The sequence below is a fragment of the Spirosoma lituiforme genome (genome assembly GCF_054776635.1).
In genome coordinates this window covers 263,737-287,026 of the sequence record NZ_BAAHBO010000004.1, presented here as the reverse complement: position 1 = coordinate 287,026, position 23,290 = coordinate 263,737, and the positions used below count along the sequence as shown (strand labels likewise).

At 50.0% G+C, this 23,290-nt stretch carries 20 protein-coding genes; 4 read left to right on the top strand and 16 right to left on the bottom strand.

What is annotated here, in order from left to right; genetic code table 11:
• Window positions 1–30: 30 nt before the first annotated feature.
• From ACYU87_RS16655 to nadA, 11 genes are all read right to left on the bottom strand, one after another.
• Entirely contained in the window at window positions 31–1,557 is a 1,527-nt protein-coding gene (locus ACYU87_RS16655) for a Do family serine endopeptidase (RefSeq protein WP_461135209.1), read from the bottom strand.
• A 511-nt stretch (window positions 1,558–2,068) separates the two neighbouring features.
• Window positions 2,069–2,830: a ribonuclease III gene (rnc, locus tag ACYU87_RS16650; RefSeq protein ID WP_461135208.1), complete on the bottom strand. Its 762-nt coding sequence runs from the start codon at window positions 2,828–2,830 to the stop codon at window positions 2,069–2,071.
• Window positions 2,831–2,833: 3 nt separating this feature from the next.
• Window positions 2,834–4,084, bottom strand: a complete 1,251-nt coding sequence (fabF, locus tag ACYU87_RS16645; RefSeq protein WP_461135207.1) for a beta-ketoacyl-ACP synthase II — start codon at window positions 4,082–4,084, stop codon at window positions 2,834–2,836.
• Between the two features lie 146 nt (window positions 4,085–4,230).
• Window positions 4,231–4,470, bottom strand: coding sequence for an acyl carrier protein (locus ACYU87_RS16640; RefSeq protein ID WP_012929621.1), 240 nt, complete (start codon window positions 4,468–4,470; stop codon window positions 4,231–4,233).
• Between the two features lie 155 nt (window positions 4,471–4,625).
• Entirely contained in the window at window positions 4,626–5,474 is an 849-nt protein-coding gene (locus tag ACYU87_RS16635; protein ID WP_461135206.1) for an HAD-IIA family hydrolase, read from the bottom strand.
• A 162-nt stretch (window positions 5,475–5,636) separates the two neighbouring features.
• On the bottom strand, window positions 5,637–6,677 hold the full coding sequence (locus tag ACYU87_RS16630; protein ID WP_461135205.1) for an aminoglycoside phosphotransferase/kinase family protein: 1,041 nt from the start codon (window positions 6,675–6,677) through the stop codon (window positions 5,637–5,639).
• Window positions 6,678–6,772: 95 nt separating this feature from the next.
• On the bottom strand, window positions 6,773–8,146 hold the full coding sequence (locus ACYU87_RS16625) for a glutamine synthetase family protein (RefSeq protein ID WP_461135204.1): 1,374 nt from the start codon (window positions 8,144–8,146) through the stop codon (window positions 6,773–6,775).
• A 19-nt stretch (window positions 8,147–8,165) separates the two neighbouring features.
• Window positions 8,166–9,752 (bottom strand): L-aspartate oxidase, encoded by a 1,587-nt coding sequence (gene nadB, locus ACYU87_RS16620; RefSeq protein ID WP_461135203.1) that lies wholly within the window; start codon window positions 9,750–9,752, stop codon window positions 8,166–8,168.
• 7 nt (window positions 9,753–9,759) lie between these two features.
• Window positions 9,760–10,131, bottom strand: a complete 372-nt coding sequence (locus tag ACYU87_RS16615; RefSeq protein WP_461135202.1) for a DUF5615 family PIN-like protein — start codon at window positions 10,129–10,131, stop codon at window positions 9,760–9,762.
• A complete protein-coding gene (locus tag ACYU87_RS16610) occupies window positions 10,115–10,345 on the bottom strand; it encodes a DUF433 domain-containing protein (protein WP_461135201.1) in 231 nt (76 codons plus the stop codon). The genes ACYU87_RS16615 and ACYU87_RS16610 overlap by 17 nt, the downstream gene beginning before the upstream one ends.
• A 34-nt stretch (window positions 10,346–10,379) precedes the next feature.
• Window positions 10,380–11,369, bottom strand: coding sequence for a quinolinate synthase NadA (gene nadA, locus ACYU87_RS16605; protein WP_461135200.1), 990 nt, complete (start codon window positions 11,367–11,369; stop codon window positions 10,380–10,382).
• Window positions 11,370–11,718: 349 nt separating this feature from the next.
• Between nadA and ACYU87_RS16600 the strand changes: the two genes are divergently transcribed.
• Window positions 11,719–12,774, top strand: coding sequence for a 2Fe-2S iron-sulfur cluster-binding protein (locus ACYU87_RS16600; RefSeq protein WP_461135199.1), 1,056 nt, complete (start codon window positions 11,719–11,721; stop codon window positions 12,772–12,774).
• An 8-nt stretch (window positions 12,775–12,782) separates the two neighbouring features.
• Here ACYU87_RS16600 and udk read toward each other — a convergent pair whose 3' ends face one another.
• From udk to atpD, 4 genes are all read right to left on the bottom strand, one after another.
• Entirely contained in the window at window positions 12,783–13,400 is a 618-nt protein-coding gene (gene udk / locus ACYU87_RS16595; RefSeq protein ID WP_461135198.1) for a uridine kinase, read from the bottom strand.
• A gap of 107 nt (window positions 13,401–13,507) precedes the next feature.
• Window positions 13,508–13,753: an ATP synthase F1 subunit epsilon gene (gene atpC, locus ACYU87_RS16590; RefSeq protein WP_461135197.1), complete on the bottom strand. Its 246-nt coding sequence runs from the start codon at window positions 13,751–13,753 to the stop codon at window positions 13,508–13,510.
• Window positions 13,754–13,849: 96 nt separating this feature from the next.
• Window positions 13,850–14,542 (bottom strand): hypothetical protein, encoded by a 693-nt coding sequence (locus ACYU87_RS16585; protein ID WP_461135196.1) that lies wholly within the window; start codon window positions 14,540–14,542, stop codon window positions 13,850–13,852.
• A 106-nt stretch (window positions 14,543–14,648) separates the two neighbouring features.
• Window positions 14,649–16,175, bottom strand: a complete 1,527-nt coding sequence (gene atpD / locus ACYU87_RS16580; protein WP_461135195.1) for a F0F1 ATP synthase subunit beta — start codon at window positions 16,173–16,175, stop codon at window positions 14,649–14,651.
• A gap of 364 nt (window positions 16,176–16,539) precedes the next feature.
• Here atpD and malQ point away from each other — a divergent pair, with 364 nt between their 5' ends.
• The 3 genes from malQ to ACYU87_RS16565 are packed head-to-tail and all read left to right on the top strand — an operon-like array spanning window position 16,540 to window position 21,958.
• Window positions 16,540–18,123: a 4-alpha-glucanotransferase gene (gene malQ, locus ACYU87_RS16575; protein ID WP_461135194.1), complete on the top strand. Its 1,584-nt coding sequence runs from the start codon at window positions 16,540–16,542 to the stop codon at window positions 18,121–18,123.
• 60 nt (window positions 18,124–18,183) lie between these two features.
• Window positions 18,184–21,204 (top strand): tetratricopeptide repeat protein, encoded by a 3,021-nt coding sequence (locus tag ACYU87_RS16570; protein WP_461135193.1) that lies wholly within the window; start codon window positions 18,184–18,186, stop codon window positions 21,202–21,204.
• Between the two features lie 31 nt (window positions 21,205–21,235).
• Window positions 21,236–21,958, top strand: a complete 723-nt coding sequence (locus tag ACYU87_RS16565) for an ABC transporter ATP-binding protein (protein ID WP_461135192.1) — start codon at window positions 21,236–21,238, stop codon at window positions 21,956–21,958.
• Window positions 21,959–22,053: 95 nt separating this feature from the next.
• Here the strand turns inward: ACYU87_RS16565 and ACYU87_RS16560 are convergent, their stop codons facing one another.
• The gene (locus tag ACYU87_RS16560) at window positions 22,054–23,232 is read right to left on the bottom strand and encodes a Gfo/Idh/MocA family protein (RefSeq protein ID WP_461135191.1); all 1,179 of its coding nucleotides are present in this window, start codon (window positions 23,230–23,232) and stop codon (window positions 22,054–22,056) included.
• Window positions 23,233–23,290 lie beyond the last annotated feature (58 nt).

Genomic DNA, 23,290 nt, shown 5'->3' with positions numbered 1-23,290 from the left:
GACGCCACGTATCGATTGAGAACGTACTGCTTACACAGGCACTGCGTAGTAATACATCCGAGAACTGTTAGGATACATGCCAATAAGCATCAATCCTTCACCTTCTTTTACCGAGGCCATAATAGCCTGAAGGTCTTTGGTGGTTTTGACGTTTTTACCATTCGCTTTCACGATGATAAAGCCTTCTTCCACGTCCGTTTCGGCTAATTTACCATCCACAATTTTCTTCACCCGAACACCACCGCTAACACCCAGCTGTTTGGCATCCTGTGCCGATAGATCTTCGAAACTGGCCCCCAACGTACTCAGTGAAGTACTGGAAGCTGCTACATCTGCTTTCTTGATCACATCACGGCCACCATTGCGGTTACGCAGTTCAACTTTGAAATCGCGTTCGGTACCATCACGGTTAACGGTCACATTAACAATATCACCTGGGCGACGACGGCCGATGATTTCACGCATCTGCGCATCCGAATCAAGCGGCTGACCTTCCATCTTCACGATAACGTCGCCTTTTTTCAAACCGGCAGCTTCCGCAGCGCCTTTTTCAACAACGTTTTCGACATAGATGCCACGACCAATTTTTGCGCCTTTCTCTTTAGCTACTGTGCTGTTTAATTCAATAGGCAGGATGCCAATGTAGCCACGTTGTACATTACCGTATTTAAGCAAGTCAGCCGATACTTTTTTAACCAGCGATACAGGAACCGCGAAACCATAGCCGCTATAATAACCCGTAGCCGAAGCGATGGCGGAGTTGATTCCTACCAGTTCACCGCGCAGGTTGACCAGCGCACCACCCGAATTGCCGGGGTTAATGGCCGCATCCGTCTGAATGAACGCTTCTACCGGAGAATCAGGCTTAGCATCTGTTTTGCTGATATTCTGATCCAAAATACCAATCCGACGGCCTTTTGCACTAACGATACCGGCTGTAACAGTCGATTCCAGATCTAATGGATAACCAACAGCCAGTACCCACTCGCCTAATTTCAGCGCATCCGAATCGCCCAGCGTAATGGCTGGCAGATTGTTTGCATCCACTTTAATAACGGCCAGGTCGGTTAGTGGGTCAGTACCAATAACTTTCGCTTTGAAGCTCCGTTTGTCAGTCATGATAACCTCTACTTCATCAGCATCCTGAACAACGTGGTTGTTAGTAACGATGTACCCGTCTTTGCTGATGATGACGCCAGAACCAGACGCCTGTCCCTGCTGACGACGTGGCTGCCGCTGGCCACCCCCGAACTCGTCGCCAAAAAACTCCCGGAAGATATCCGGAACCTGTTGCTGTTGACGTACGGTGCGCGTCATGGTAGTCCGAATGTGAACAACCATTGGCGTTACGGCTTCGGCCGCCGTCGAAAAATCGCCGGGAGTACCACTTGGGTTACTTCCTGGCATTGAGGCTAATCGCCCAGTAATCGCCTGTATCGGCGACGATTCGTTTAAAATTACATCCCGGTTGTTGAAGCCCAACAGGTTGTAAGCAGCCAACGTTATAACACTCGACAGGAGTGCCATCAACGCCAATAATTTCCAGTTGCTTTTCATGATAAATTGGGAAAATCTAATTGCTTTCTTTTTGTGTTAAAGGCAGTAATTGCCTGTCTGATACTATAACGGAAAGTAGCGGTTGAAAAATCCGGCTGCTATGCGTCCTTAACAAAATTTAACAGGGCTTTGTTACGGAAGAGTTGGGTGACGAAAAGCCTATGAGCATGACGCTAATCAGGCTTTTTTCTTGATGAAAACCGGTATGTTTAGCTACCGATTTCAAGTTGCCGCAATGGCTTCATCTTTGCTTCTTTGTATGCGCCAGCGTACTCATGATTGCGTGGTTTTAGATTTTAGAATAGCTTGACTAAGTCAAACAGCTAATCGTCAAACCTTGTACCAGTTCGTTCAGCAACTGAATCTCAGAAATTTTGACAGGTATAAAAGCAGAGTAAACACAGTAAATCTGTCAGGATGGCGCGTAAGTACGCTATTTGGCACCAATCGTCTGAACACTTGACATTGAATCAATGGAGACTATATACTGCGTGTGAGGAGACTACACGAGTTACTTGAGGTCCAGTAGCTCGAAGGCTTTTTCGGCAGCCGCCTGTTCAGCTTTTTTCTTGCTGTAACCGCTGCCCGTCGAGAAGGGCTCATCGTTGACCAACACCTGGGATATAAACTCGCGGAAATGGCTGTTTCCCTTCTCCGATACAATTTCGAAGCGGATCTCTTTCCCTTCCCGTTGCGCCCATTCAATCAGGCGGCTTTTGTAGTTACCGTTGTTCTGCACAACGGATTCAATGTCGTAATGAGCCAGTAAATCCTTTAGAATAAACCGGCGGGAAAACCGAAAACCTTTATCCAGATACACAGCACCAACCAGCGCTTCGAGTGCGTCGCCGTACATAGAAGTGCGGGCCGGTAGGCTGCGGGTCCGACTTCCGTCGTATTCGATAAGCTGATCGAGGCCAATTTTTCGGGCAATGCCGTTTAAGGTCTCCCGATTGACAATGCGTGAGCGGATCTCGGTCAGAAAACCTTCGTCCTTATAGGGGTACTTTTTGAAAAGGAACTCGGCAATCACCATGCCCAACACAGCATCACCCAAGTACTCTAACCGCTCGTTCGATTCCCGAAATCCTTCAATAGCCGTTGCTTTAGACGCCGATGTATGGCGTAGAGCAAGTTGGTAAAGTCCGAGGTTAGACGGACGTGCCCCAATGATATGGGCAATTGACCGGCGTAAGTTCTTACGAGGATCAGCGCTGCCAGACCGGAACCAGTCGAGAGGATTGAATAAACTGCGTGGCAGAGCGATTTGCACGACTCAGCTAAGTTTACGGAAAATAACGATAGCGTTGTGACCTCCAAATCCAAAAGCATTACTCATCACCGTGGTGATAGGACGTGCCTGGGCCGTGTTGACTGTCAAATTGAAACGAGGATCAATCTCCTCATCACTGGTAACGTGGTTGATCGTCGGTGGAACAAGCTGGTGTTCCAGTGCCTTAATACCGGCAATGGCTTCGACGGCACCCGCAGCGCCCAGCAAGTGACCCGTCATCGACTTCGTTGAACTGATATTCAACTTGAACGAATGCTCACCGAATAGCTTGTAAATGGCTTTCAGCTCCTGTGGATCGCCGATAGGCGTTGATGTACCGTGCGTATTGATGTAATCGATCTCGTCGGGGGCAATGTTGGCATCCCGGAGGGCATCTTCCATCGCCAGGAACGCACCCAATCCTTCCGGGTGAGGGGCCGTAATGTGGTAGGCATCCGACGACATACCACCACCAATCAGTTCAGCGTAGATTTTAGCCCCGCGCGATTGAGCATGTTCGTATTCTTCCAGAATAAGTGCGCCTGCTCCTTCGCCCAAGACAAAGCCATCCCGGTCCTTATCGTAAGGCCGCGAAGCTGTTTCGGGTGAGTCGTTGCGTTCAGAGAGTGCTCGGTTAGCGTTAAAACCACCGATACCTGCTCTGGTAACAGCGGCTTCGGATCCACCCACCACACACATATTCAGCCGACCTAGCCGAATGTAGTTAAACGCATCAATGATGGCGTTGTTTGTAGAGGCACAGGCGGAAACGGTGACGTAGTTCGTTCCCCGAAAGCCGTAACGCATCGAAATCTGACCCGATGCGCTATCGGCAATCATGCGGACAATAAAGAACGGGTTAATACGGGGAGTACCGTCGCCTTTGGCGTAATCGATCATCTCGTCCTCAAACGATTTGAGACCACCAATGCCGGACCCCCAGATGACACCAACCTTGTTTTTGTCGATAGCATCGAGATTCAGACCCGAATCTTTCACCGCTTCGTCGGTCGCGATCAGCGCATAGTGCGTAAACGCATCCATTTTGCGCGCTTCCTGACGAGGAATGTACTGCGTAACGTCTACACCTTTTAGTTCGCAAGCAAAGCGCGTGCGAAACTTGCTGGCGTCAAACTTCGTAATGGGACCGGCCCCGCTTACACCGGCGGCTAAGCTGTTCCAGTAAGAGGCTACATCATTGCCGATTGGTGTCAACGCACCGAGGCCGGTCACTACTACTCGCTTGATTGTCATACGGGTTTACTACGTAATGGAAAAAGGAAAACAACGCCGATACCGTATTTGTTGGCGTTGGCTTCGTGGCTCAGTACCCGTTCCAATCAGGAATTGGAGAGGTACCGAGTTAATTCGTTATGACGTCTGCTAAATCTCGTTGAGACTTATTTGCCGATGTTTTTCTCCAGGTATTCGATGGCCAAGCCAACCGTAGAGATTTTCTCAGCCTCGTCGTCGGGGATAGGCAGATTGAATTCTTTTTCAAATTCCATGATCAACTCAACAGTGTCGAGTGAATCGGCCCCTAAATCGTTGGTGAAACTTGCCTCAGGCGTTACTTCTGATTCTTCAACACCTAATTTTTCAACAATGATATTCTTTACTTTCTGTGCAATGTCCGACATTTTAGTAGTCTGTTCGAGTTAAAAAACTGCGCAAAGAAACGTATTTACCTTTGTATTATCAAACAATTTTTTAATCCTGAAATCGTTCGTTTATACCCTATCGAATGGCTTAACGTTCTTACTGCTAATGATTTATGCTGAAAATTGATCTTGAATCAGCGAATTACAACTGACTTGCAAACGTAGGTAGGAATGATGCCGGTACTCCGAATCAGAACTTCCGCGTCCTGCGGTTGCGTATTTCCTGTGAGCACAAGGGCTGTATCCAGCCCAAACTTGTTGCCACCCAGAATATCGGTTCGAAGGGTGTCACCTACCATCAGCACGTCACGTTTGCTTATGTGCGTTAGGTTTTCCAGCCGCTCGTAAGCGAACATAAAGAGTTGGGCATCGGGTTTACCAAACTGAATAAACTGCTTGCCCACGATGCTTTCGATCATTCGGGCCACCGCTCCAATGGCAATGGCGATCCGGGTTTTTGATACCGGATACGTTGAGTCGGTATTCGCCACAATAACCGGTATGTTCCGCTTACGGAGAAGATTGACCGTTTTAGTTATATCGGTATTCCAGTCGAACCCTTCGTCGTCCAGCAGAACCAGCGCATTAATATCCGATACGTCTTTCAGGTCCACCTGGCTAATGGGCAGCGTTTTCAGGCCGGTGGTTTCGAGATAATGGGCTGATTTTTCCGTTCCAAGGTAGGCGACTGTACCACTCGATACTTTAAGGTCGAGGTACTCCCTTGCCAGCATACCCGACGAAATGATACGCTCCGGCGTGATGGCGTAAAGGTTTTTGTTGTAATAGGACTCGGCTAATTCCTGCGGGCTGCGAGAGGCATCGTTGGTTAGTACGTAAAAATCTTTGCCATTTTCTTTGAGCCAGTCGAAGGTGTGTTCAATACCCGGCAAAAGGCCCTCCGAATTTTTCAGGACACCAAAAGCATCGAAGAAAATCACTTTGTAATTGGCCGCTACAGTTTTGAAATCAGTGAGTTGCATGGAACACGCGTAAAAGATGAATAGCCAACAGCAAACTTTATTCGACTTGAAAATGCCTGATAACGAGATTTTCAGAAGAATATTGGTAAAAATACGGTAAAGGCCAATTCGTTAATCAGCCTTTTTTCAATGAACACGGAATGATACCATCGGGCAGCCTTCTTATAGGCCCAACGCCTTCAATATTTTGTCGACATCGAATGACTCGATCGATGGAAAATAAATGTCATAGGCCTCACGCTGTAGTTTGATAGCGTATGTACGGTGGAAAAAATAACGGCCGTATTTTATTACGTAGTTGAGGATGAAGAAACGATACGCTTCCGGTAAAAAGCGTATTTCGCTCTCCGTTAATGGAAACACCCGATGATACTCCTGAAGGAACAGTAAAAACCGATCTTCCATCAATGGCCCAATAACATAACTGAACACTGTTCGGTCGCCAGCATTGGAAACGACCCGGCTGAAGAAGTAAAAGTCCATGACCCGGTAGCTGATCCTGAACCAGTCGTAATCCCAGCGGGAGTACAGCTCAAGATTGTCGGTAACAGAAAAATTGCCGATGTTCCAGTCCACAAAAACGGGCATAGTTTCTACAGACTTGGCCACCAGCTTCTGACGGTTTTCCAGAAACAGTTCACACTGTCGTTTCAATTCATCGGTGTGCATCCGGTGCTCGAACTGGCCGGTTTCGGTTTCGAGCAGGTCGAGTAAATCCCAGATGTCGGAGCGGAGCGTTTTACTGGACTTAGGCAAAACCGGACTAACTCGTGAGCAGGCTTTGTGAAATCGGGCTACCTCCCGCCCAAGCATTCGAATGTGGTGATCTTCCAGCCGACGGGGCAGTTTCAACTGAATCCTAATGGGGTTGTAAAATACAACCCAGGCATCCAGAAAGCCATCTTTATGTCGGTACGTATAAACCTGACCGTCCCGTACCAGCGATTTGGCCAGTACATTCTCGAACGGATAGAGCAGGTTGTTGGCTAGGGCGTGGATGATCCGGTGATCTTCCAGAAACTGTTCATAAGTACCAAAGTAGGAAAGCTTGGCAATGATGTGATCCCCGTCCTCAAACGTAACCCTAAACACGTGATTGGTCGAAACCTTGGCACTAATGTCTTCAATGGTCTGTACCTGAACCGATCCATCAAATTCTGCCCAGGCCTTCTTTATAATAGATGAGTAATCAACGAGACGCATTGTAAAAGTCGTATTGTAGAGACGCAATCCCTTGCATCTCCTATACCGGATGGTTTTGGCTGACGCATAGGAGACACAAGGGATTGCGTCTCTACTTAAATAATTTCAAAATATCGTTTCAATTCCCAGTCGCTCACCTGACGAATGTACTGTCGCCATTCCCAGTCGCGGGTACGGGTAAAGTGGTCAACAAACGCTGTACCAAACAGTTCAGCTGCTACGGACGAATCGGCCATCATGCGCGTCGCTTCAGCCAGATTTCTGGGTAAGGTACCGTTGCTGATGTCGGCGTATACGTTCCCAACTGATGCCGGAATGTCGAGCGAGAGTTTATGGCGAATACCGTATAAGCCGGATGCCAGAGATGCCGAAATCGCTAGATATGGATTTGTGTCCGCTCCCGATACCCGGTGTTCAACGCGCGTGTACGCTTCTTTATGATTGAGAATCCGGAGTGCCGCGGTGCGGTTATCGATTGACCAGGTAACCGTAGTGGGTGCCCAGGCTCCCTCTACCAGCCGCTTATAACTGTTAATCGTTGGGGCAAACATGGGCGTAATGTGCGGCAGGCAGTATAACTGTCCGGCTATGAACTGCCGCATTAATTCGCTCATATGGTCAGGAGCGGCTGGGTCATGAAACAGATTTTTCGTCTGTTCCGGATTCCACAGGCTCTGGTGAATATGGCCGCTGCAACCCGGTAAATCGGCATTCCATTTAGCCATAAATGTAGCAACAAGGCCATGCCGATACGCAATTTCTTTGACGGCTGTTTTAAAAAGAGCGGCTTTGTCGGCGGCTCGAACAACCTCATCGTGCATAATGGCCGCTTCGTACACGCCCGGTCCGGTTTCTGTATGCAAGCCTTCCAGTGGCACATCGAACTGCGCCAGCAAGTCAAACAGGTCGTGGTAGAAAGCACTTTCGAGTGAAGGCCGCAAAATGGAGTACCCAAACATACCGGGCGTGAGGGGCTCCAGTTGCTGAAAGTTTTTTTCCTGCAGGCTCCCGGGCGTTTCCCGGAAGTTGAACCACTCAAATTCCTGTGCATACTCCGCGTGAAAGCCCATTTCCTGACACTGACTGGCTATACGCTTCAGCAGACTACGCGGACAGGCAGCCAGCGCATAATGATTGGGTACGCCGGTTGGGCCAGGGCTGAAATCAGCGACGAAAAATGGAATATTGCCCTCCCACGGAATCTGGCGAAAGGTGGTCAGATCAAGGCGAACGGGAGCATCAGGATAGCCGGAGTGCCAGCCCGTAGTTTTCCCATTGTCGTAGGGTGCATCGGCCGAGTCCCATCCCCAGACCACATCACAAAAGCCAAAACCATCGGTTAGGCCATCCAGAAATTTCTGTCGGTGAATGATTTTGCCCCGCAGCACACCGTCGATATCAGTAAAGGCATACTTGATTTTCGGACTGTCGCTTTGATTGATGAAGTCGATGACGTCTTGCTGATTCATGAATTTACGGATTCGGGCCTTAACTTACATTATCCAGATTAAAGTGAAGTCCGCTGTTTTCGCGACGTGCCATAGCCATCTTAATGACCAGATAGGCAACTTCAATCATGTTTCGGAGTTCGCACACGGGTACCGATACTTTCGATTGCCGGTAAAGTTCTTCGTGTTCCAGGTAAATAAGTTCAAGCCGATCCATGGCCCGTTTCAGGCGCCGGTTGGTTCGCACAATGCCCACGTAGTTGGACATGATCGATTCCAGTTCCTTCTTCATTTCGGTAACCAGCACCAGTTCTTCGGGGTGAGTCGTACCGGCATCATTCCAGGCCGGAATATTATCGGGCAGAATGGCCTTGTCGAGTAATTCAACGGTTTTTTCGTAGGCCCGGTGTCCAAAAACAACCGCTTCGAGCAACGAGTTCGACGCCAGCCGATTGGCCCCGTGCAAGCCTGTACAGGAACATTCGCCCACCGCGTACAGAAACTGGATGTTCGTTTGCCCCCATTCATTGACGCGAATACCCCCACAGAGGTAATGCTGAGCGGGAACGACCGGGATAAAATCTTTCCGTAAGTCGAGCCCCAGGTGGTCGTGGCAGTAGGCCGTGATGTTCGGGAAATGCTCAATAAACTTCTCGTAGTCGCAGTGGGTTACGTCCAGATAAACGTGCGGGTCCCCGGCCTTTTTCATCTCTGAGTCGATGGCGCGAGCCACAATATCGCGCGGAGCCAGCGAAAGACGCGGGTCATAATTTTCCATGAAGGTTTCACCCTTACGCGTACGAAGGATGCCCCCAAATCCGCGTACAGCCTCAGAAATCAGGAAGTTGGGCTTTTTGCCCGGTTCATACAAGGCCGTCGGGTGAAACTGGATAAACTCCATATCCTTGCCAATGCCCTTGGCACGGTACGCCATCGCAATACCGTCGCCGGTCGCAATGCTGGGGTTGGTCGTATTCTGGTAGATATTGCCGATACCACCCGTTGCGAGGAGCGTTGTTTTAGCCAGAAACAGCTCTACGTTACCAGTCTGTGTATTGAGCACATAAGCGCCAAAACACTTGTTGTCGGTGTCGTACCGATGAACCGTCTCGCCAAGCTGGTGGCGGGTAATCAATTCGACGGCGTAGAAATGGGTAAATATCTCGATTGATTTCAGCGAGTTCGCCTTTTCGAGCAAAGCCCGCTCAATTTCAGCCCCGGTGATGTCTTTGAAGTGAAGAATCCGAAAGTCGGAGTGCCCGCCTTCCTTTGCCAGATCATACTCATCGCCGTCATGGTCTTTGTCGAAACGCGTACCGTAGCTGATCAACTCCTGAATCCGGCCGGGCCCTTCATTGACCACGATCTCAACAATATGCCGGTCGCTCAGAAAATCACCGGCCACCATGGTGTCTTCGATGTGCTTCTCGAATGAATCATCTTCCGACCAAACCGCAGCGATACCGCCCTGCGCGTATTTGGTGTTTGTTTCATCGGCCTGCACCTTGGTGATGACTCCGATGCGGATGTCCTGTTGCAGCTTCTCAAAATGCATCGCCAGTTTAGTGGCGTAAGTCAGGCCCGCAATACCGGAGCCAATAACCAGAAAATCGAATTGATGGGGCATTGGTGTTTTATTTGGCGGGTCTGATGCGCAATTGTTCGTTATTGAGGACAGAAAAGCTATTAACAAGCTCATTGCCCTGATTCATTAGTACGTCCATAACCCTTCTGGATTTTTCTGCACTATCCATTTTCAGGAGTCTGACAAGTAAACTATCACAATGATTCGTGCGAAGCCGGTGGACAAGTTCACCAAAATCTTTATCTTCGGTAAGCAGGATAGCTCGTCTGTCGAATGCTATTTGTAATACTTGTGTATCGGGTATGCTGGAGAAAGATTCTGCTATTGCAATGACTGGGAAGCCGTTGTCTCGCAATTGTCTGACTACTGCAAAGTCAAAATTCTCATCGGCTACGAACGAATGATCATCCTGCTTGAGCATAGACAACTTCGTTTTTTACGGTTTCTGAAGCAAACAGAAAACAGGCAAATACTGCCTCCTCTGTAACACGAGGGTATGAGTCTACCAACTGATGTACTGTTTCGCCGTTCCCCAATTTCTCCATAACTAAATCAGCGGGAATACGCGTCCCTTTAATGACAGGCTTACCAAACATAATTGTTGGATCTGATACAATGTAATCTCGCCAGTTCATAGTCCTGTTGGTTTATTAAATCTACACTGACTCCTTACTTGCTCAATTCCAGCATTCGCGCTACCGATTCATATGCCTTTAACCGCACCGCTTCCGGTACTATGATTTCGGGTTGTTCGTACAGCATGGCGTTATACACCTTCTCCATTGTGTTCATTTTCATATACGGACACTCCGAGCAGGCACAGGTATTGTTCTGACTGGCTGGTGCGGGAATGATCTTTTTGTGCGGTACAGCCTCTTTCATCTTGTGCAGGATTCCCGCTTCCGTGCCTACAATGAAGGTTTGCTCGGGACTATCGACAACGTATTTCAGCAAGGCAGTGGTCGAACCAACAAAATCGGCTTCACTCAGAATATGTTCCTGGCACTCAGGGTGGGCAATGAACTTTGCTTCCGGATAATCGGCCTGGAGTTTGTGCAGTTTCTCCAGTGAAATGTCGATGTGAACAATGCAGGCACCATCCCAAAGCACCATGTCTCGGCCCGTTTTCTTCGATACGAAACGGCCAAGATTAGCGTCAGGGGCAAAAATGATTTTTTGATCGTTGGGCAGACTCTCGACAATTTTCAGCGCGTTCGACGAGGTAACAATGATGTCGGATAACGCTTTTATTTCGGCCGAGCAGTTGATGTACGACAACACAATATGGTCGGGGTACTGCGCTTTAAACTCAGCAAACTTGTCGGCGGGGGCTGAATCGGCGAGTGAACAGCCCGCATTAAGATCGGGAATGACTACTTTCTTTTCCGGCGACAGGATTTTAGCCGTTTCACCCATGAAGTGCACGCCACAGAATACAATCATATCGGCGGGCGTCGCAGCCGCCTGCTGCGACAGACCAAGGCTGTCGCCGATGTAATCAGCTATATCCTGTATGGCTCCGTCTACGTAATAATGGGCCAGAATAACGGCATTTTTTTCTTTTTTCAGCCGATTGATTTCAGCCACTAAGTCTATGTCTTCAGCAACGGGCTTGTTAACGTAGCCGACGCGTTGAACTTCTTCGAGGAGTGCTTCCATTGCGGGAATATGCTTCAGTTAATTAGGTTGTAGCTTATTGTCTGCCGTTACCCAAAAGGGCCACACAGACAGGGCCAGTTAGTCTGCGATCATTCAGACACAAGCGCCTGACGCGAACAACAGCTGTTATCAGGATAAACAACGAATAACGGTAAAATGTCACGGTAGTTGCTATACTACTCAGTCGTCGAAGTAATTTATAGGATGAACGACAGGATAGTATACCGGGCGTATCCGTGTGGGGCCTATCCATACCAGACACATCAATGCCGGACAAATTACACGAAATCGGTTGGGCTTTCAAACAAAGGGGAATATTTGGCTAGTTTTGGCCCAAAGCCCCCCGCTTATGACCGACGATCTCCTTCAACTCCGGATTATTCGTATTCAAACGGAAACATCGGAGGCAAAAAGCTACTTTCTTGAGCCGGTAGATGGTCGGCTGGTTCGGCACCGGGCTGGCCAGTTCCTGACGATCCTTCTGAACCACAACGGTCATGAAGTACGCCGGTCTTACTCACTTAGTTCGACAGAAAACGAACCACTACGCCTGACGATCAAGCGGATTCAGAATGGGGAGATTTCGCGCTATTTGCTCGATACACTGCACGTAGGCGATGTGTTAACGAGTCTGTATCCGGCGGGACGGTTTGTGCTGGATGAGCAACTGCCCGGTGATCTGGTCATGTTGGGGGCCGGAAGCGGTATAACACCCTTATTCGCCATGATCAAGCAGGCTTTGCGAGCTGAATCGCACCGGCGGATAACGCTGCTGGACAGTAATTCCAGCGAACGAAGCATTATTTTTCGGGATGAACTGAATGAACTTCAACGGCAATATCCCAATCGGTTCCGGTTACTGTACCTACTGAGTACGCCTTCCGACGATTGGACGGGCCTCCGTGGGCGGCTAAACAACGTAATGCTGGAGCGGTTGCTACCCGATTTAGTCGCTACGTCAGACCGACAAACGCTCGGCTTCTACATATGCGGTCCGGCCGATTATATGCGGATGATTCAGTTTACCCTTGTCTTTGGCGGGTTTCACCCCGATCAGATTCGTCGGGAGCAGTTTATCGTTGAGCCAGTTGTCCGAATACCACCGCCCCTTATGGCCCAGGATCGAACAGTAAGGCTACGCATCCGTCGACGGGACTCCCAAATCCACGAGGTTGAGATTCAGGTGCCAGCCTATACCTCTATTTTACAGGCAGCCCTGGACGAAGGTATTGCTTTACCTTATAGTTGCCGGGGTGGCCGTTGCTCGACCTGCGTAGCCCGTTGCCAGTCGGGGAGCGTCCACATGACCATCAACGACGTACTGACAGCGCGTGATCTAGCTGACGGCTGGGTACTTACCTGCACCGGCTATCCGGAGAGCGATGGGGTTGTGATTGAGATTTGAAGAACGCGCTACACTTTCGTCTTCAAAAACTGAATAACCACGTCCAATCCTTTCTGGTAATGGTTATTATTGGGGATTACAATGTCGGCCTCGGCGCGGTAAGGTTTGATGAATTGCCGGTAGGTAGGTTTGACATGGTATTTCCAGCGGTACATGACGTCATCGAGGTCGTAGCCCCGTTCCTCGGCGTCTCGTTTTACGCGCCGTTCAAGTTTAATGCTGTTCTTGGCATCGATGAATATTTTCAAATCCATCTGATCCGCCAGTTCCCGAAAATGAAAGACGAAGATGCCTTCGACAATAATAATCGGTGCGGGCTGAAACGTTAGCATCCGCGGAACAATGTTCGGATTATTAAACGTGTACTCTTTCTGAATTACAGTTTCCCCCTGACGTAGTTGACTGATGTGCTGTGCATAAAGGTGATGGTTGATCGTTTCGGGCAGATCAAAATTGTGTATACCCTGATCGTCTACCGGAATGACATCGCGGCTGAGATAATAATTGTCCTGCGAAATGAGGCAGATCTGATCACTGTTGAAGGCATTGAGAACGCCTTTTAAAAAGGACGTTTTCCCTGAAGCACTGCCGCCGGTAATGCCGACAATAAACGGTTTAGTGGTCATTTTTTCGTCAAGACTGACTAACAAAAATAGCTGGAAGATGAAATGTCAATAAAAAAAGCGGTCCACCTGGATCAAGTGAATCGCTTTTAAGCTAACTAAGAAATTGATTAAAGTACAATCGCTTCGGCAAGCACAAGTACTTTGTTCTGAAGTACTTCGACAACACCTCCATCGATTGTGAAGGTTTGCTGGCCCGAAGCAGTTTGCACTACAATTTGTCCTTTATCAAGCGTACCAACCAGCGGTGCGTGGTTGTTCAGCACCTGAAACTGACCTTGGGTACCCGGAAATGTAACGGCGTTGGCCTCTCCGGAAAAGACTTTACGGTCGGGAGTAATAATGTCTACTGTCATACGGAAAAGATGTATGATGTATGGTATAGGACGTATGGTATATGATGTTGTCGAACAGGCCCGTCATATATCAAACATCCTATACCATATATCTTTTTATAAAGCTCCTTTTACAAGATTAAGTACGCTGCTGATTTGGCTTTTGGCAGCCGGTTCGGCGGCTTTGGCCATCATGCCACCCTGATCCAGTTTACCCACTGTTGCCAAGGCGGTTGATAGTAATGATTGACCGGCAGACGAACTACCGCCCAAACCTGACAGCGCGCTGCCAATACCGGACAGACCACTGGTTAACTGGCTACCTTTTCCTAGCAAAGAACCAGCCGCTAAAATACCTTCGAGTTTGTTACCACCCGAAGCAAGCTTAGCCAAACTGACGGCTTTGCCTAATACACCAGAACCCAATGCACCCGTTGGTATCAGAGGAAGCAGGGCTTTCAGCTTGCTGGCCTGCGCGAGTAACTTGTCTTTAAACGATGTAGGCTTGGCCTGTGCTTCGGCCTCCAGGCCACTGATTCCCGCCTGAAGCTCCTGCGTTGTGGTCGCCTTGTCTCCCTTGTCCAAAGCAGCAACGGCTTTGTCTAAATGAGCCGTCGAGCCATCCGCATCGGCCTGTACCGTCGTTGTGGCGGCTGAGCCGGGCGTAAAGGCTGTATCCTTAATAGCGCCACCTACCGTTGGTGATGTCGGGGCTGTTGGCATGGCTGGCGTGGTGACTTGAGCCATGGCCGCGGTTGTCAGGCTACCTGCCAAGAGGGCTGTCCCAACTCTCAATCGAATCGTTTTCATAAAACAGGTCTGTTTGACTACTAGACTAATTTGAGTTGAGAAAGTAACGGTGGGCATTTATCTGGTCGGCAAGCAAATCCTTACCGGCCAGATAGAGCGCAGTAACTTACTGACCGGACTCTTTCAGAAGCCGTTCGCCTTTGGCAACAGCATCTTCAATGGTACCAACCAGGTTGAACGCGGCTTCGGGCAAGTGGTCATACTTACCATCAATGATTTGGTTGAAGCCCTTGATCGTATCTTCGATGGGAACCAGAACACCTTTCAAGCCCGTGAACTGCTCCGCCACGAAGAACGGCTGCGACAGGAAGCGTTGTACCCGACGGGCGCGGCTTACGATCAGTTTGTCTTCTTCCGACAATTCTTCCAGACCCAGAATGGCAATAATATCCTGCAATTCTTTGTAACGCTGCAGAATTTCTTTTACGCGCTGGGCGGTGTTGTAATGTTCGTCGCCCAGAATTTCGGCCGACAAAATCCGCGATGTAGAATCAAGTGGGTCAACCGCAGGGTAGATGCCCAGCTCAGAGATTTTACGGCTCAATACAGTCGTAGCATCTAAGTGAGCAAAGGTCGTAGCCGGAGCCGGGTCAGTCAAGTCATCGGCAGGTACGTAAACGGCCTGTACCGATGTGATCGAACCCCGTTTGGTCGACGTGATACGCTCCTGCATGACCCCCATTTCGGTAGCCAGCGTAGGTTGGTACCCTACCGCCGATGGCATACGACCCAATAGCGCCGATACCTCAGAACCCGCCTGCGTAAAGCGGAAAATGTTGTCAACGAAGAACAGAATGTCACGGCCTTCGCCTTCACCGTCACCATCACGGAAGTGTTCGGCAATGGTCAGCCCTGACAGGGCTACCCGGGCACGGGCTCCTGGTGGCTCGTTCATTTGTCCGAATACAAACGTTGCCTGGCTGTTGGTCATCTCGGCCAGATCGACCTTCGACAGATCCCATCCGCCTTCTTCCATCGAATGTTTAAAGGCATCACCGTACCGGATAATACCCGCTTCGATCATTTCACGCAGCAGGTCATTTCCCTCACGGGTACGCTCGCCCACCCCCGCAAATACAGACAGACCTGCGTAGGCTTTAGCGATATTGTTGATCAATTCCTGAATCAATACTGTTTTACCAACACCGGCACCACCGAAGAGACCGATTTTACCACCTTTGGCATAAGGCTCCAGCAAGTCGATAACTTTAATACCCGTAAACAGAACTTCGGTCGAGGTAGCCAGGTCTTCAAACTTAGGGGCAGCCCGGTGAATGGGCAGACCAACGCCGGTTGTGGTTGGCTGCGGAATACCGTCAATGGCTTCACCAACGACGTTGAAAAGCCGACCCCGGATACCTGCACCGGTTGGCATTGTGATCTGGTGGCCCAAGTCAATAACATCTATACCACGGTATAGACCATCTGTCGAGTCCATCGCGATTGTCCGAACACGGTCTTCGCCTAGGTGTTGCTGAACTTCCAGAATGACCTGTTGTCCATTGGCTTTAGTTACTTTGAGGGCGTCCAGGATGGCGGGAATTCGCGAGCCTTCGCCCTCGAAACTCACGTCCACGACCGGCCCGATTATTTGCGTAATCTTACCCTTGTTGACTGCCGTTGCCGTAATCATTTGTATAGGATATTCTTTTAATTATATGTTGCCCATTGTTTGGGACTGCAAAAGTAGGAGAAAAACAGCGTAAGGTCAAGGATCAATGTAGTCATTTTCTAGCTGATTAGTGCCGGAATAGGTTTGACAATAAGGTTTTTACGATAAAAAGTAAACAAAAGAGGCTTCGGGCGGATTTGTACAAAAACAAGTCTGCGGTCAACCGATGTTCAGATATGACCAGTCGTTTACAACTATCGGTTGGCCAATTACGCAAATTAATGGACTGTATAACTGGGCTTTGGCCCGTGTATAAATTGGATAGAAATACGGGTTAAAGCCCGTCTGTACAGTTCATGGCTATCGACTCACAACTTTTCTTTTCATGCTGCAACAACGTTCGAGTGGTTTATTGCTCCACATTACATCTCTGCCTTCGGCTCATGGCGTAGGCGATCTAGGTCCTGAAGCCTACCGTTTCGCTGATTTTCTGGCCGAAGCCGGCCAAACCTACTGGCAGATTCTGCCCTTAACCCCCGTTGATCCGGGCGCTGGTTTTTCGCCCTACAGCAGCCCATCAGCTTTTGCCGGTAATACGTTGATGATCAGCCTCGAAAAATTGGCTGATGAGGGATTGCTGGACCCCGACGAACTGGCGGTCTTTAATGAACAGCCCGTTCGTGACGTAATTATAACAGAAGCGCCCGAAACGCTGGAGGATGAAACCACAGTTGTGCTGGCTAGCCCGCTTGCCACGGCTCCATCTGTATTACATGCGGCCTGGATCAAAAAGCGTCCATTGCTGGAACGGGCCGCCCAAACGTTTTTGCGGGAATCGACCCCTGCGCAACGCAGCGATTATGACCGGTTTTGTGGCTGGCAGGCCGATTGGCTCGACGATTATGCGCTGTTCTCCGCTTTGCAGGAGGCAACGGGTGAGCCATTCTGGATACGCTGGCCTGCGGCTATTGTGCGACGTGAACCCGCTGAACTGGCGAAGCAACGGGCGTTATTAAGCGACCGGATTGAGGTAATAAAGGTTCTTCAGTATTTTTTCATGCGGCAGTGGAATGAATTAATCGCCTACTGCTATGGCCTGAAAGTTCACCTCATGGGCGATATTCCCATCTATGTCCAGCTGAATAGTGCCGATGTTTGGGCCAACCCAACCCTGTTTAAGCTGGATGAAGATTTTCAGCCGCTGTTTGTTGCCGGTGCTCCTCCCGACTATTTCAGCGAAGACGGGCAGCGCTGGGGTAACCCCATTTACGATTGGGCCGAGCATGAGCGTACCGGGTTTGCCTGGTGGATGCGCCGGTTGCGGCACCAGATGTCCTTGTACAGCTTGACCCGCCTGGACCATTTTCTGGGGTTTGCGGTTTACTGGGAAATTCCAGCCAGCGAACCAACCGCAAAAGTCGGCGAATGGGTGAAAGCACCGATCGAGGCATTCATGCACGCCATGCACCGGCAGTTTGTGCAATTGCCCGTCATTGGTGAAGATCTGGGTGCCAAAGCCGCTGAAATTCAGGCGTACCTGCGCCATTACGGGATTCCGGGTATGCGGGTTGTTCAGTTTGGGTTTGGCGAGGACATGCCGACGTCTACTTATGCCGTACATAACCACTCCGAAAATTTTGTCGTCTATTCGGGCACGCACGATAATAATACGACCCTGGGCTGGTTCCGGGAATCCGATGACGAACTTCGCCAGCGCATGAATGAGTACATCGGTATCGAGATAACCGAAGCGAATGTAGTCGATCAGATCTGTCGCCTGACCATGCAATCGGTCGCTCGGTTGGCGATCATACCCATTCAGGACATTCTCAATCTCGATGAAACGAGCCGCATGAACACGCCCGGCGCGGGTGGCCGGAGCTGGCAGTGGCGTTTGCAGGCCGATCAACTGACCAGTGAGGTTGCCGAGAAGTTGCTAAAACTGACCAAGATGACGGGGAGAGGATAGCTTTCAAAAAACCTGTGTAGTATAACGACACTAACCGGGGGCCAATGGCGTTTCTTTTTCATGTCATCTTTCTTTTTCTGGAAAAACTGGAGCCGAGCGCATCAGCTTGCCTATCTGTTTAGTTTTATTGCCTTCATTATCAGCCTTGTTTTGCTGGCTGTCGGCTGGGCGAATGGGCTTGGCAATGTGGTTCATTGGGACGTCCTGAGCGAGCTCAATGAGTTGCCCATTACATTTCATCGCTTCTCCGATGGCTTGCTCGACTATGCTGTCGATGGAAAAGCCTATGCGGTTTCGGAGCAATTTGTCGCTTCGGGTATGCAGGTACGGCCGGGTGTCGCTACGGGTTTGTTAGCTGGCATTGGCCTGTCGTTTGTGCTTTTGATGAGCGCCATTACTCGTTTTAGCCGGATACGATACCTGATCAGCATGGCTGTGCTGATACTCGGGCTGGCTTTCTTCCGGTGGGAGATGCTCGACATACCAGGGTTGGGCAGTAACTATCTGTTTCTGCTACTAACGTTCGTTTTTGGATCGGTCAGCTACTATTTCCATGCATTCCGGCCAGATTTTACTGTTACCGTCCGGCTTGGTAGTTTCGCTCTGCTTACGGCTCTTATCGCCGGGAGCCTGGGCGTCCTATCACCCGTCAAGTTTCCGGCGCTGGTTATTGTAAGCTACGGAATGCCGGTGTTGCTGGTCTTTAGTATCGGGTTTATTTTCTTCATTGCCACCGAAATTATTGCCGGATTGGTTTGGCTGACATCGGCCGGACGTTCAGAAACACCTGACGGGCTTCCCGGTCAACGGCGGGTGTTGGGGATGAACAACTTTCTGTTTATCAGCTTTCTGTACCTGATCAACTTAGTCCTTATCTGGTTAAAAAATACCAAATCCATTGACTGGGATGTCCTGGCCATTAGCCCGTTTGTGCTCTACTTTATTTCGGTCACGCTGGGTGTATGGGGATTTCGGCGGATGATTGAGCAGCAGGAAGTGTTCTCATTTCGCGACGCTGGGGCGTATCTCTACATGGGTTTGGCGTTGCTCACAACACTCACCATTGGTTACGCCTTTGCCACTGCCAACGACCCACTGGTGGAGATGTTCGAAGATGTCATCGTGTACACGCACCTGGCCATGGGCGTAGTGTTTGTGGCGTATATTCTACTAAATTTCTGGCCGATCTTCCAGCAAAATCTGCCTGTTTACCGGATTCTTTATAAACCGAAACGACTCGAATTAAGTCTGTTTCGGGTGGTGGGCGTATTTGGTGTGGTTGTGTTAATCGCGTCGGGCGGAGCCATTGCGTTCCGGCAAAGCATGGCGGGGTATTTCAATGGTCTGGGTGACTTATACACGGCTACCAACGAGCCCAGATCAGCCAATGCTTTCTATCAACTAGCACTGGAACAGGAATTTCAGAACCATAAGTCAAACTATGCGATGGCGTCTCTGGCCTTGTCGCAGAACAACCAGACGGCGGCCGCTTTCTTTTTCCAGCAGGCACTCCTGAAGCAGCCTAACCCGCAGGATTATGCTGGGCTAAGTCAGACTTATCTGCAAACGAACCTGTTTTTTGAAGCCGTTAAAACGTTGCAGCGGGGTATTCGGGCATTTCCGAAAAGTGGTGAACTGCGGAATAATCTTGGTTTTCTGTACGCTCGCACGAGCGTGGCCGACTCGGCCTATTATTATCTGAAATCGGCCACGGCCCAGGCTGACCAAGACGAGGTTCCTGAGTCGAATCTGTTGGCTTTCTATGCCCGTAATCCCAACGTGTTGTCGGCCGATTCGAGTCTGCTTTCGACCAAAAAAGACCTGACTTATGAGTCGTATCAGGCGAATGCACTGGCGCTGGAGCTGATCGCGCCAACAGCAACCCGCCAATCGAACAAACCCACCTGGTTAATAACCGAACCAGCTAAACAGGGATTAAGCGTTGGGCGTTTCGCTAGTTTGTACAACTACACCCTCGCTGAGCAAAATCCTGACAGCTCAGTAGCGGGTTCGCTCCGCCGACTTTCCGAAGATCCTGTCAACCAGGATTTTACGGACGATTTGCTGTTGTCGCGGGCGGTTGCCGAATACAAGCGGCATAATCAGCCAGTTGCCTTTAGCTTATTGAGTCAGTTGGCGGAGAATGATCAGCGCAACGGACCGGCATACCGATCCATAACGGGTTTATGGTTACTGGAGCAGGGTCTATATCGTCAGGCTGCCGAAACGTTTGGGGCAAATTCAGATACTACGTCAATCTATTACAGGGCTATAGCCTACACCAAAGCCTATGAGCCCGCCCTGGCGCAGTCATCCTGGGAGGTGTCAGCCAAAAACGATTCGGCTGTTTCAGCGTTAAAACAAGTGCTCTATCAGGAACGTAAACCACAAACGGATCTGGAAAAAGCCTTTTATGCCATCTACCGGATAGATGATCTGAACCGGGGGGCCTATTGGGAAACGATGGCAGACCCCAGCCTGAAAACAGTAGCGGGTGTTGCCCTGATCAATGATTACCTCGATCAGATGCAGTGGCGAAATGCGCAGTTAGTCCTCTCGGGCCTGCCCAACACCAAACAGGTTGGCCCTGTGGCGACCTCCCTGCGCAATGTAGCAGCTATTCGTTTGTCGGCTTTTCGGCGCAGTGTCGGTTCGGCGGAGACGATGGCAAAGGAATTCATTCTGCCGCAGCATCGGGCCGAGCGGGATTACTGGATGGGCCAAACCTACGAACGAACCCGACGCATTGATCTGGCGCAAAAAATGTACCGGCAGGCTCTTCAGCTCGCGCCCCTGAATGCCCGGATCGCTACGGCTGCTGCCCAACTCGCCCAACAGAAAAACCAAACAAAATCGGCGTATGATATGGTGCTAACGGCTTTACCCTTTAATGAAGACAATCCCGATCTGCTCAAAACGTACGTTACATTATGTTTGTCGCTGAGCTTGCCCGATTATGCAGAAAGCGGGCTGGCTAAACTCCAGGCAGCCACAACCCCCGCCGATTATCAGGCATTTAAGACGACTTATCAGGAAAAATTAGCGTCAATCGAAAAGAGTAGAGAGAAGTTTCTACAATGAGGTAGATTTGTCTGTTCAGCCTTTCCGAATTATGAATATTATCGAAACCCGCAGTGTTGCCAAGCGTTACGTAATGGGTACCGAAGTTGTTGACGCGCTCAAATCCATCACCATTAGTATTCAGAAAGGCGAGTACGTTGCGTTCATGGGGCCATCGGGTTCAGGTAAGTCTACGCTGATGAATATAGTTGGCTGTCTGGATTCGCCGACCTCCGGTCAGTATATTCTGAACAACCAGGATGTGAGTAGCATGGGAGAGAACGAACTGGCTGAAGTGCGAAACAAAGAAATTGGCTTCGTTTTTCAGACGTTTAATCTGCTGCCCCGCCAGACCTCGCTGGAAAACGTAGCCTTGCCGCTTATCTATGCCGGCTATAGTAAAGCCGACCGAACCGAAAAGGCGATGATGGCCCTGAAAAACGTGGGCCTGGAGAACCGGGCTGGTCACCGGCCAAATGAACTGTCGGGTGGTCAGCGGCAGCGGGTAGCCGTTGCACGGGCTCTGGTCAATGATCCAAGTATTCTACTGGCCGATGAACCGACGGGTAACCTTGATACCAAGACGTCCTACGAAATCATGGACCTGTTCGATCAGATTCATAGCAAGGGCAACACGGTCATTATGGTTACCCACGAAGAAGATATTGCCGAGTACGCTCACCGCATCATTCGGCTCCGCGATGGCCTGATCGAAACCGATCGACAAAATACGAATATTCGTAAAGCACAGGTGCTGATGCAGTCGCTGCAATAATCGTTTTCGGGTTACTAAGCTTGCCCGTTTTTCATTCGACCTGGTCGTTACCTTTTGATTCGGAAATCGCGAGTTAACGACCAGGCCGAATCGGTTTATGCTTTCAAATTAATCTTTCTGCCTGTTTCGGCGGCCTGATAGATGGCCTGTAGCAACTTAACGTCGCGCAGACCTTCGGCACCCGTAACATGGTCGGGCAATTGTTTACCGGCCAGCAGGTCTTTACAAACGCCATCCATGTGAGCGGCCTGATGGTTAACAACAGGTTGCTCAATGGGCCCTTTGCTGGTCATGCCTTTCAGCGGACCGTAGCCGAAAGCGGGTGACAGCTCGAACCAGCCATTTTCGCAGGAAGCCCGTAGCCGCTCAATACCCGCTGTGTAGCTTGTGGTTGAGTTAGAAACGGCTCCGCTCGGAAACTGGAACTGCCAGAACATCGTCTCTTCAACATCTTTGAATTTGTCCGGCTCCGTTTTTGGCGAAAACTGGGCGGTTACCGAAATAGGCTCTTCACCTGTTACGTACCGGGCGCCCTGAACCGCGTAAATACCAACGTCCATGAGGGGCCCGCCACCCGCCATCGACTTTTTCATCCGCCACTGGGTTGGATCGCCGATGCGGAACCCATCGCTGCTCTCCACGAATTTAATCGCCCCGAACACTTTCTCCTGTCCCAAGCGCATAACTTCTCTGGTGAATGGTTCGTAGTGTAACCGGTACCCGACGGCCAGCTGTTTGTTTGCTTTTTTGCAGGCGTCGATCATATTCTGACACGCCTTTGGCATAATTGCCATTGGTTTTTCGCAGATAACGTGTTTCCCCGCCTGAGCCGCCCGGATAACAAACTCCTCGTGCATGGAATTGGGCAGCACCACGTATACAACGTCGATGTCCTTGTTATCGGCAATTCGGTCGAAGGTTTTGTAGTCGTAGACGTTTTCCTTCGGGATGTTGTATTTCTTCATCCACTCGTCGGCTTTGGCCGGTGTACCCGTCACGATGCCGGCCAGACGACAGTTCTGTGTTAGTTGCAGCGCCGGAGCCAACTGGTTTTTGCTGTAACTGCCGAGGCCCACCAGCGCGATACCCAATTTGCGGCCCGGCTGCGACAGACCTGCCGAATCGAGGTTATTGGTTAGTGAGTAAAGGCCACTGCGCTCATGCTGGAACGGTACGGGTTCGCCATAGCCGAGAAGCGGTAAGGATAACGCCGATGCGCCTGCGCCGAGGTTACGCAAAAAGGTGCGCCGGGAATTAAAGTCCTGATCTTTCATGAGTATCCGTTTTAGGAAGACTCCCTGATGCCCTGTTGGTTAAATAGGCTTCTGAGTC

Coding starts and splice junctions, on each gene's coding strand:
- ACYU87_RS16655 (WP_461135209.1), bottom strand. CDS start 1,557: ATGAAAAGCAACTGGAAATTATTGGCGTTGATGGCACTCCTGTCGAGT.
- ACYU87_RS16600 (WP_461135199.1), top strand. CDS start 11,719: ATGACCGACGATCTCCTTCAACTCCGGATTATTCGTATTCAAACGGAA.
- ACYU87_RS16560 (WP_461135191.1), bottom strand. CDS start 23,232: ATGAAAGATCAGGACTTTAATTCCCGGCGCACCTTTTTGCGTAACCTC.
- udk (WP_461135198.1), bottom strand. CDS start 13,400: ATGACCACTAAACCGTTTATTGTCGGCATTACCGGCGGCAGTGCTTCA.
- nadA (WP_461135200.1), bottom strand. CDS start 11,369: ATGGAAGCACTCCTCGAAGAAGTTCAACGCGTCGGCTACGTTAACAAG.
- nadB (WP_461135203.1), bottom strand. CDS start 9,752: ATGCCCCATCAATTCGATTTTCTGGTTATTGGCTCCGGTATTGCGGGC.
- malQ (WP_461135194.1), top strand. CDS start 16,540: ATGCTGCAACAACGTTCGAGTGGTTTATTGCTCCACATTACATCTCTG.
- fabF (WP_461135207.1), bottom strand. CDS start 4,084: ATGACAATCAAGCGAGTAGTAGTGACCGGCCTCGGTGCGTTGACACCA.
- ACYU87_RS16610 (WP_461135201.1), bottom strand. CDS start 10,345: ATGAACTGGCGAGATTACATTGTATCAGATCCAACAATTATGTTTGGT.
- ACYU87_RS16585 (WP_461135196.1), bottom strand. CDS start 14,542: ATGAAAACGATTCGATTGAGAGTTGGGACAGCCCTCTTGGCAGGTAGC.
- ACYU87_RS16640 (WP_012929621.1), bottom strand. CDS start 4,470: ATGTCGGACATTGCACAGAAAGTAAAGAATATCATTGTTGAAAAATTA.
- ACYU87_RS16570 (WP_461135193.1), top strand. CDS start 18,184: ATGTCATCTTTCTTTTTCTGGAAAAACTGGAGCCGAGCGCATCAGCTT.
- ACYU87_RS16615 (WP_461135202.1), bottom strand. CDS start 10,131: ATGCTCAAGCAGGATGATCATTCGTTCGTAGCCGATGAGAATTTTGAC.
- ACYU87_RS16635 (WP_461135206.1), bottom strand. CDS start 5,474: ATGCAACTCACTGATTTCAAAACTGTAGCGGCCAATTACAAAGTGATT.
- atpD (WP_461135195.1), bottom strand. CDS start 16,175: ATGATTACGGCAACGGCAGTCAACAAGGGTAAGATTACGCAAATAATC.
- ACYU87_RS16625 (WP_461135204.1), bottom strand. CDS start 8,146: ATGAATCAGCAAGACGTCATCGACTTCATCAATCAAAGCGACAGTCCG.
- ACYU87_RS16565 (WP_461135192.1), top strand. CDS start 21,236: ATGAATATTATCGAAACCCGCAGTGTTGCCAAGCGTTACGTAATGGGT.
- atpC (WP_461135197.1), bottom strand. CDS start 13,753: ATGACAGTAGACATTATTACTCCCGACCGTAAAGTCTTTTCCGGAGAG.
- ACYU87_RS16630 (WP_461135205.1), bottom strand. CDS start 6,677: ATGCGTCTCGTTGATTACTCATCTATTATAAAGAAGGCCTGGGCAGAA.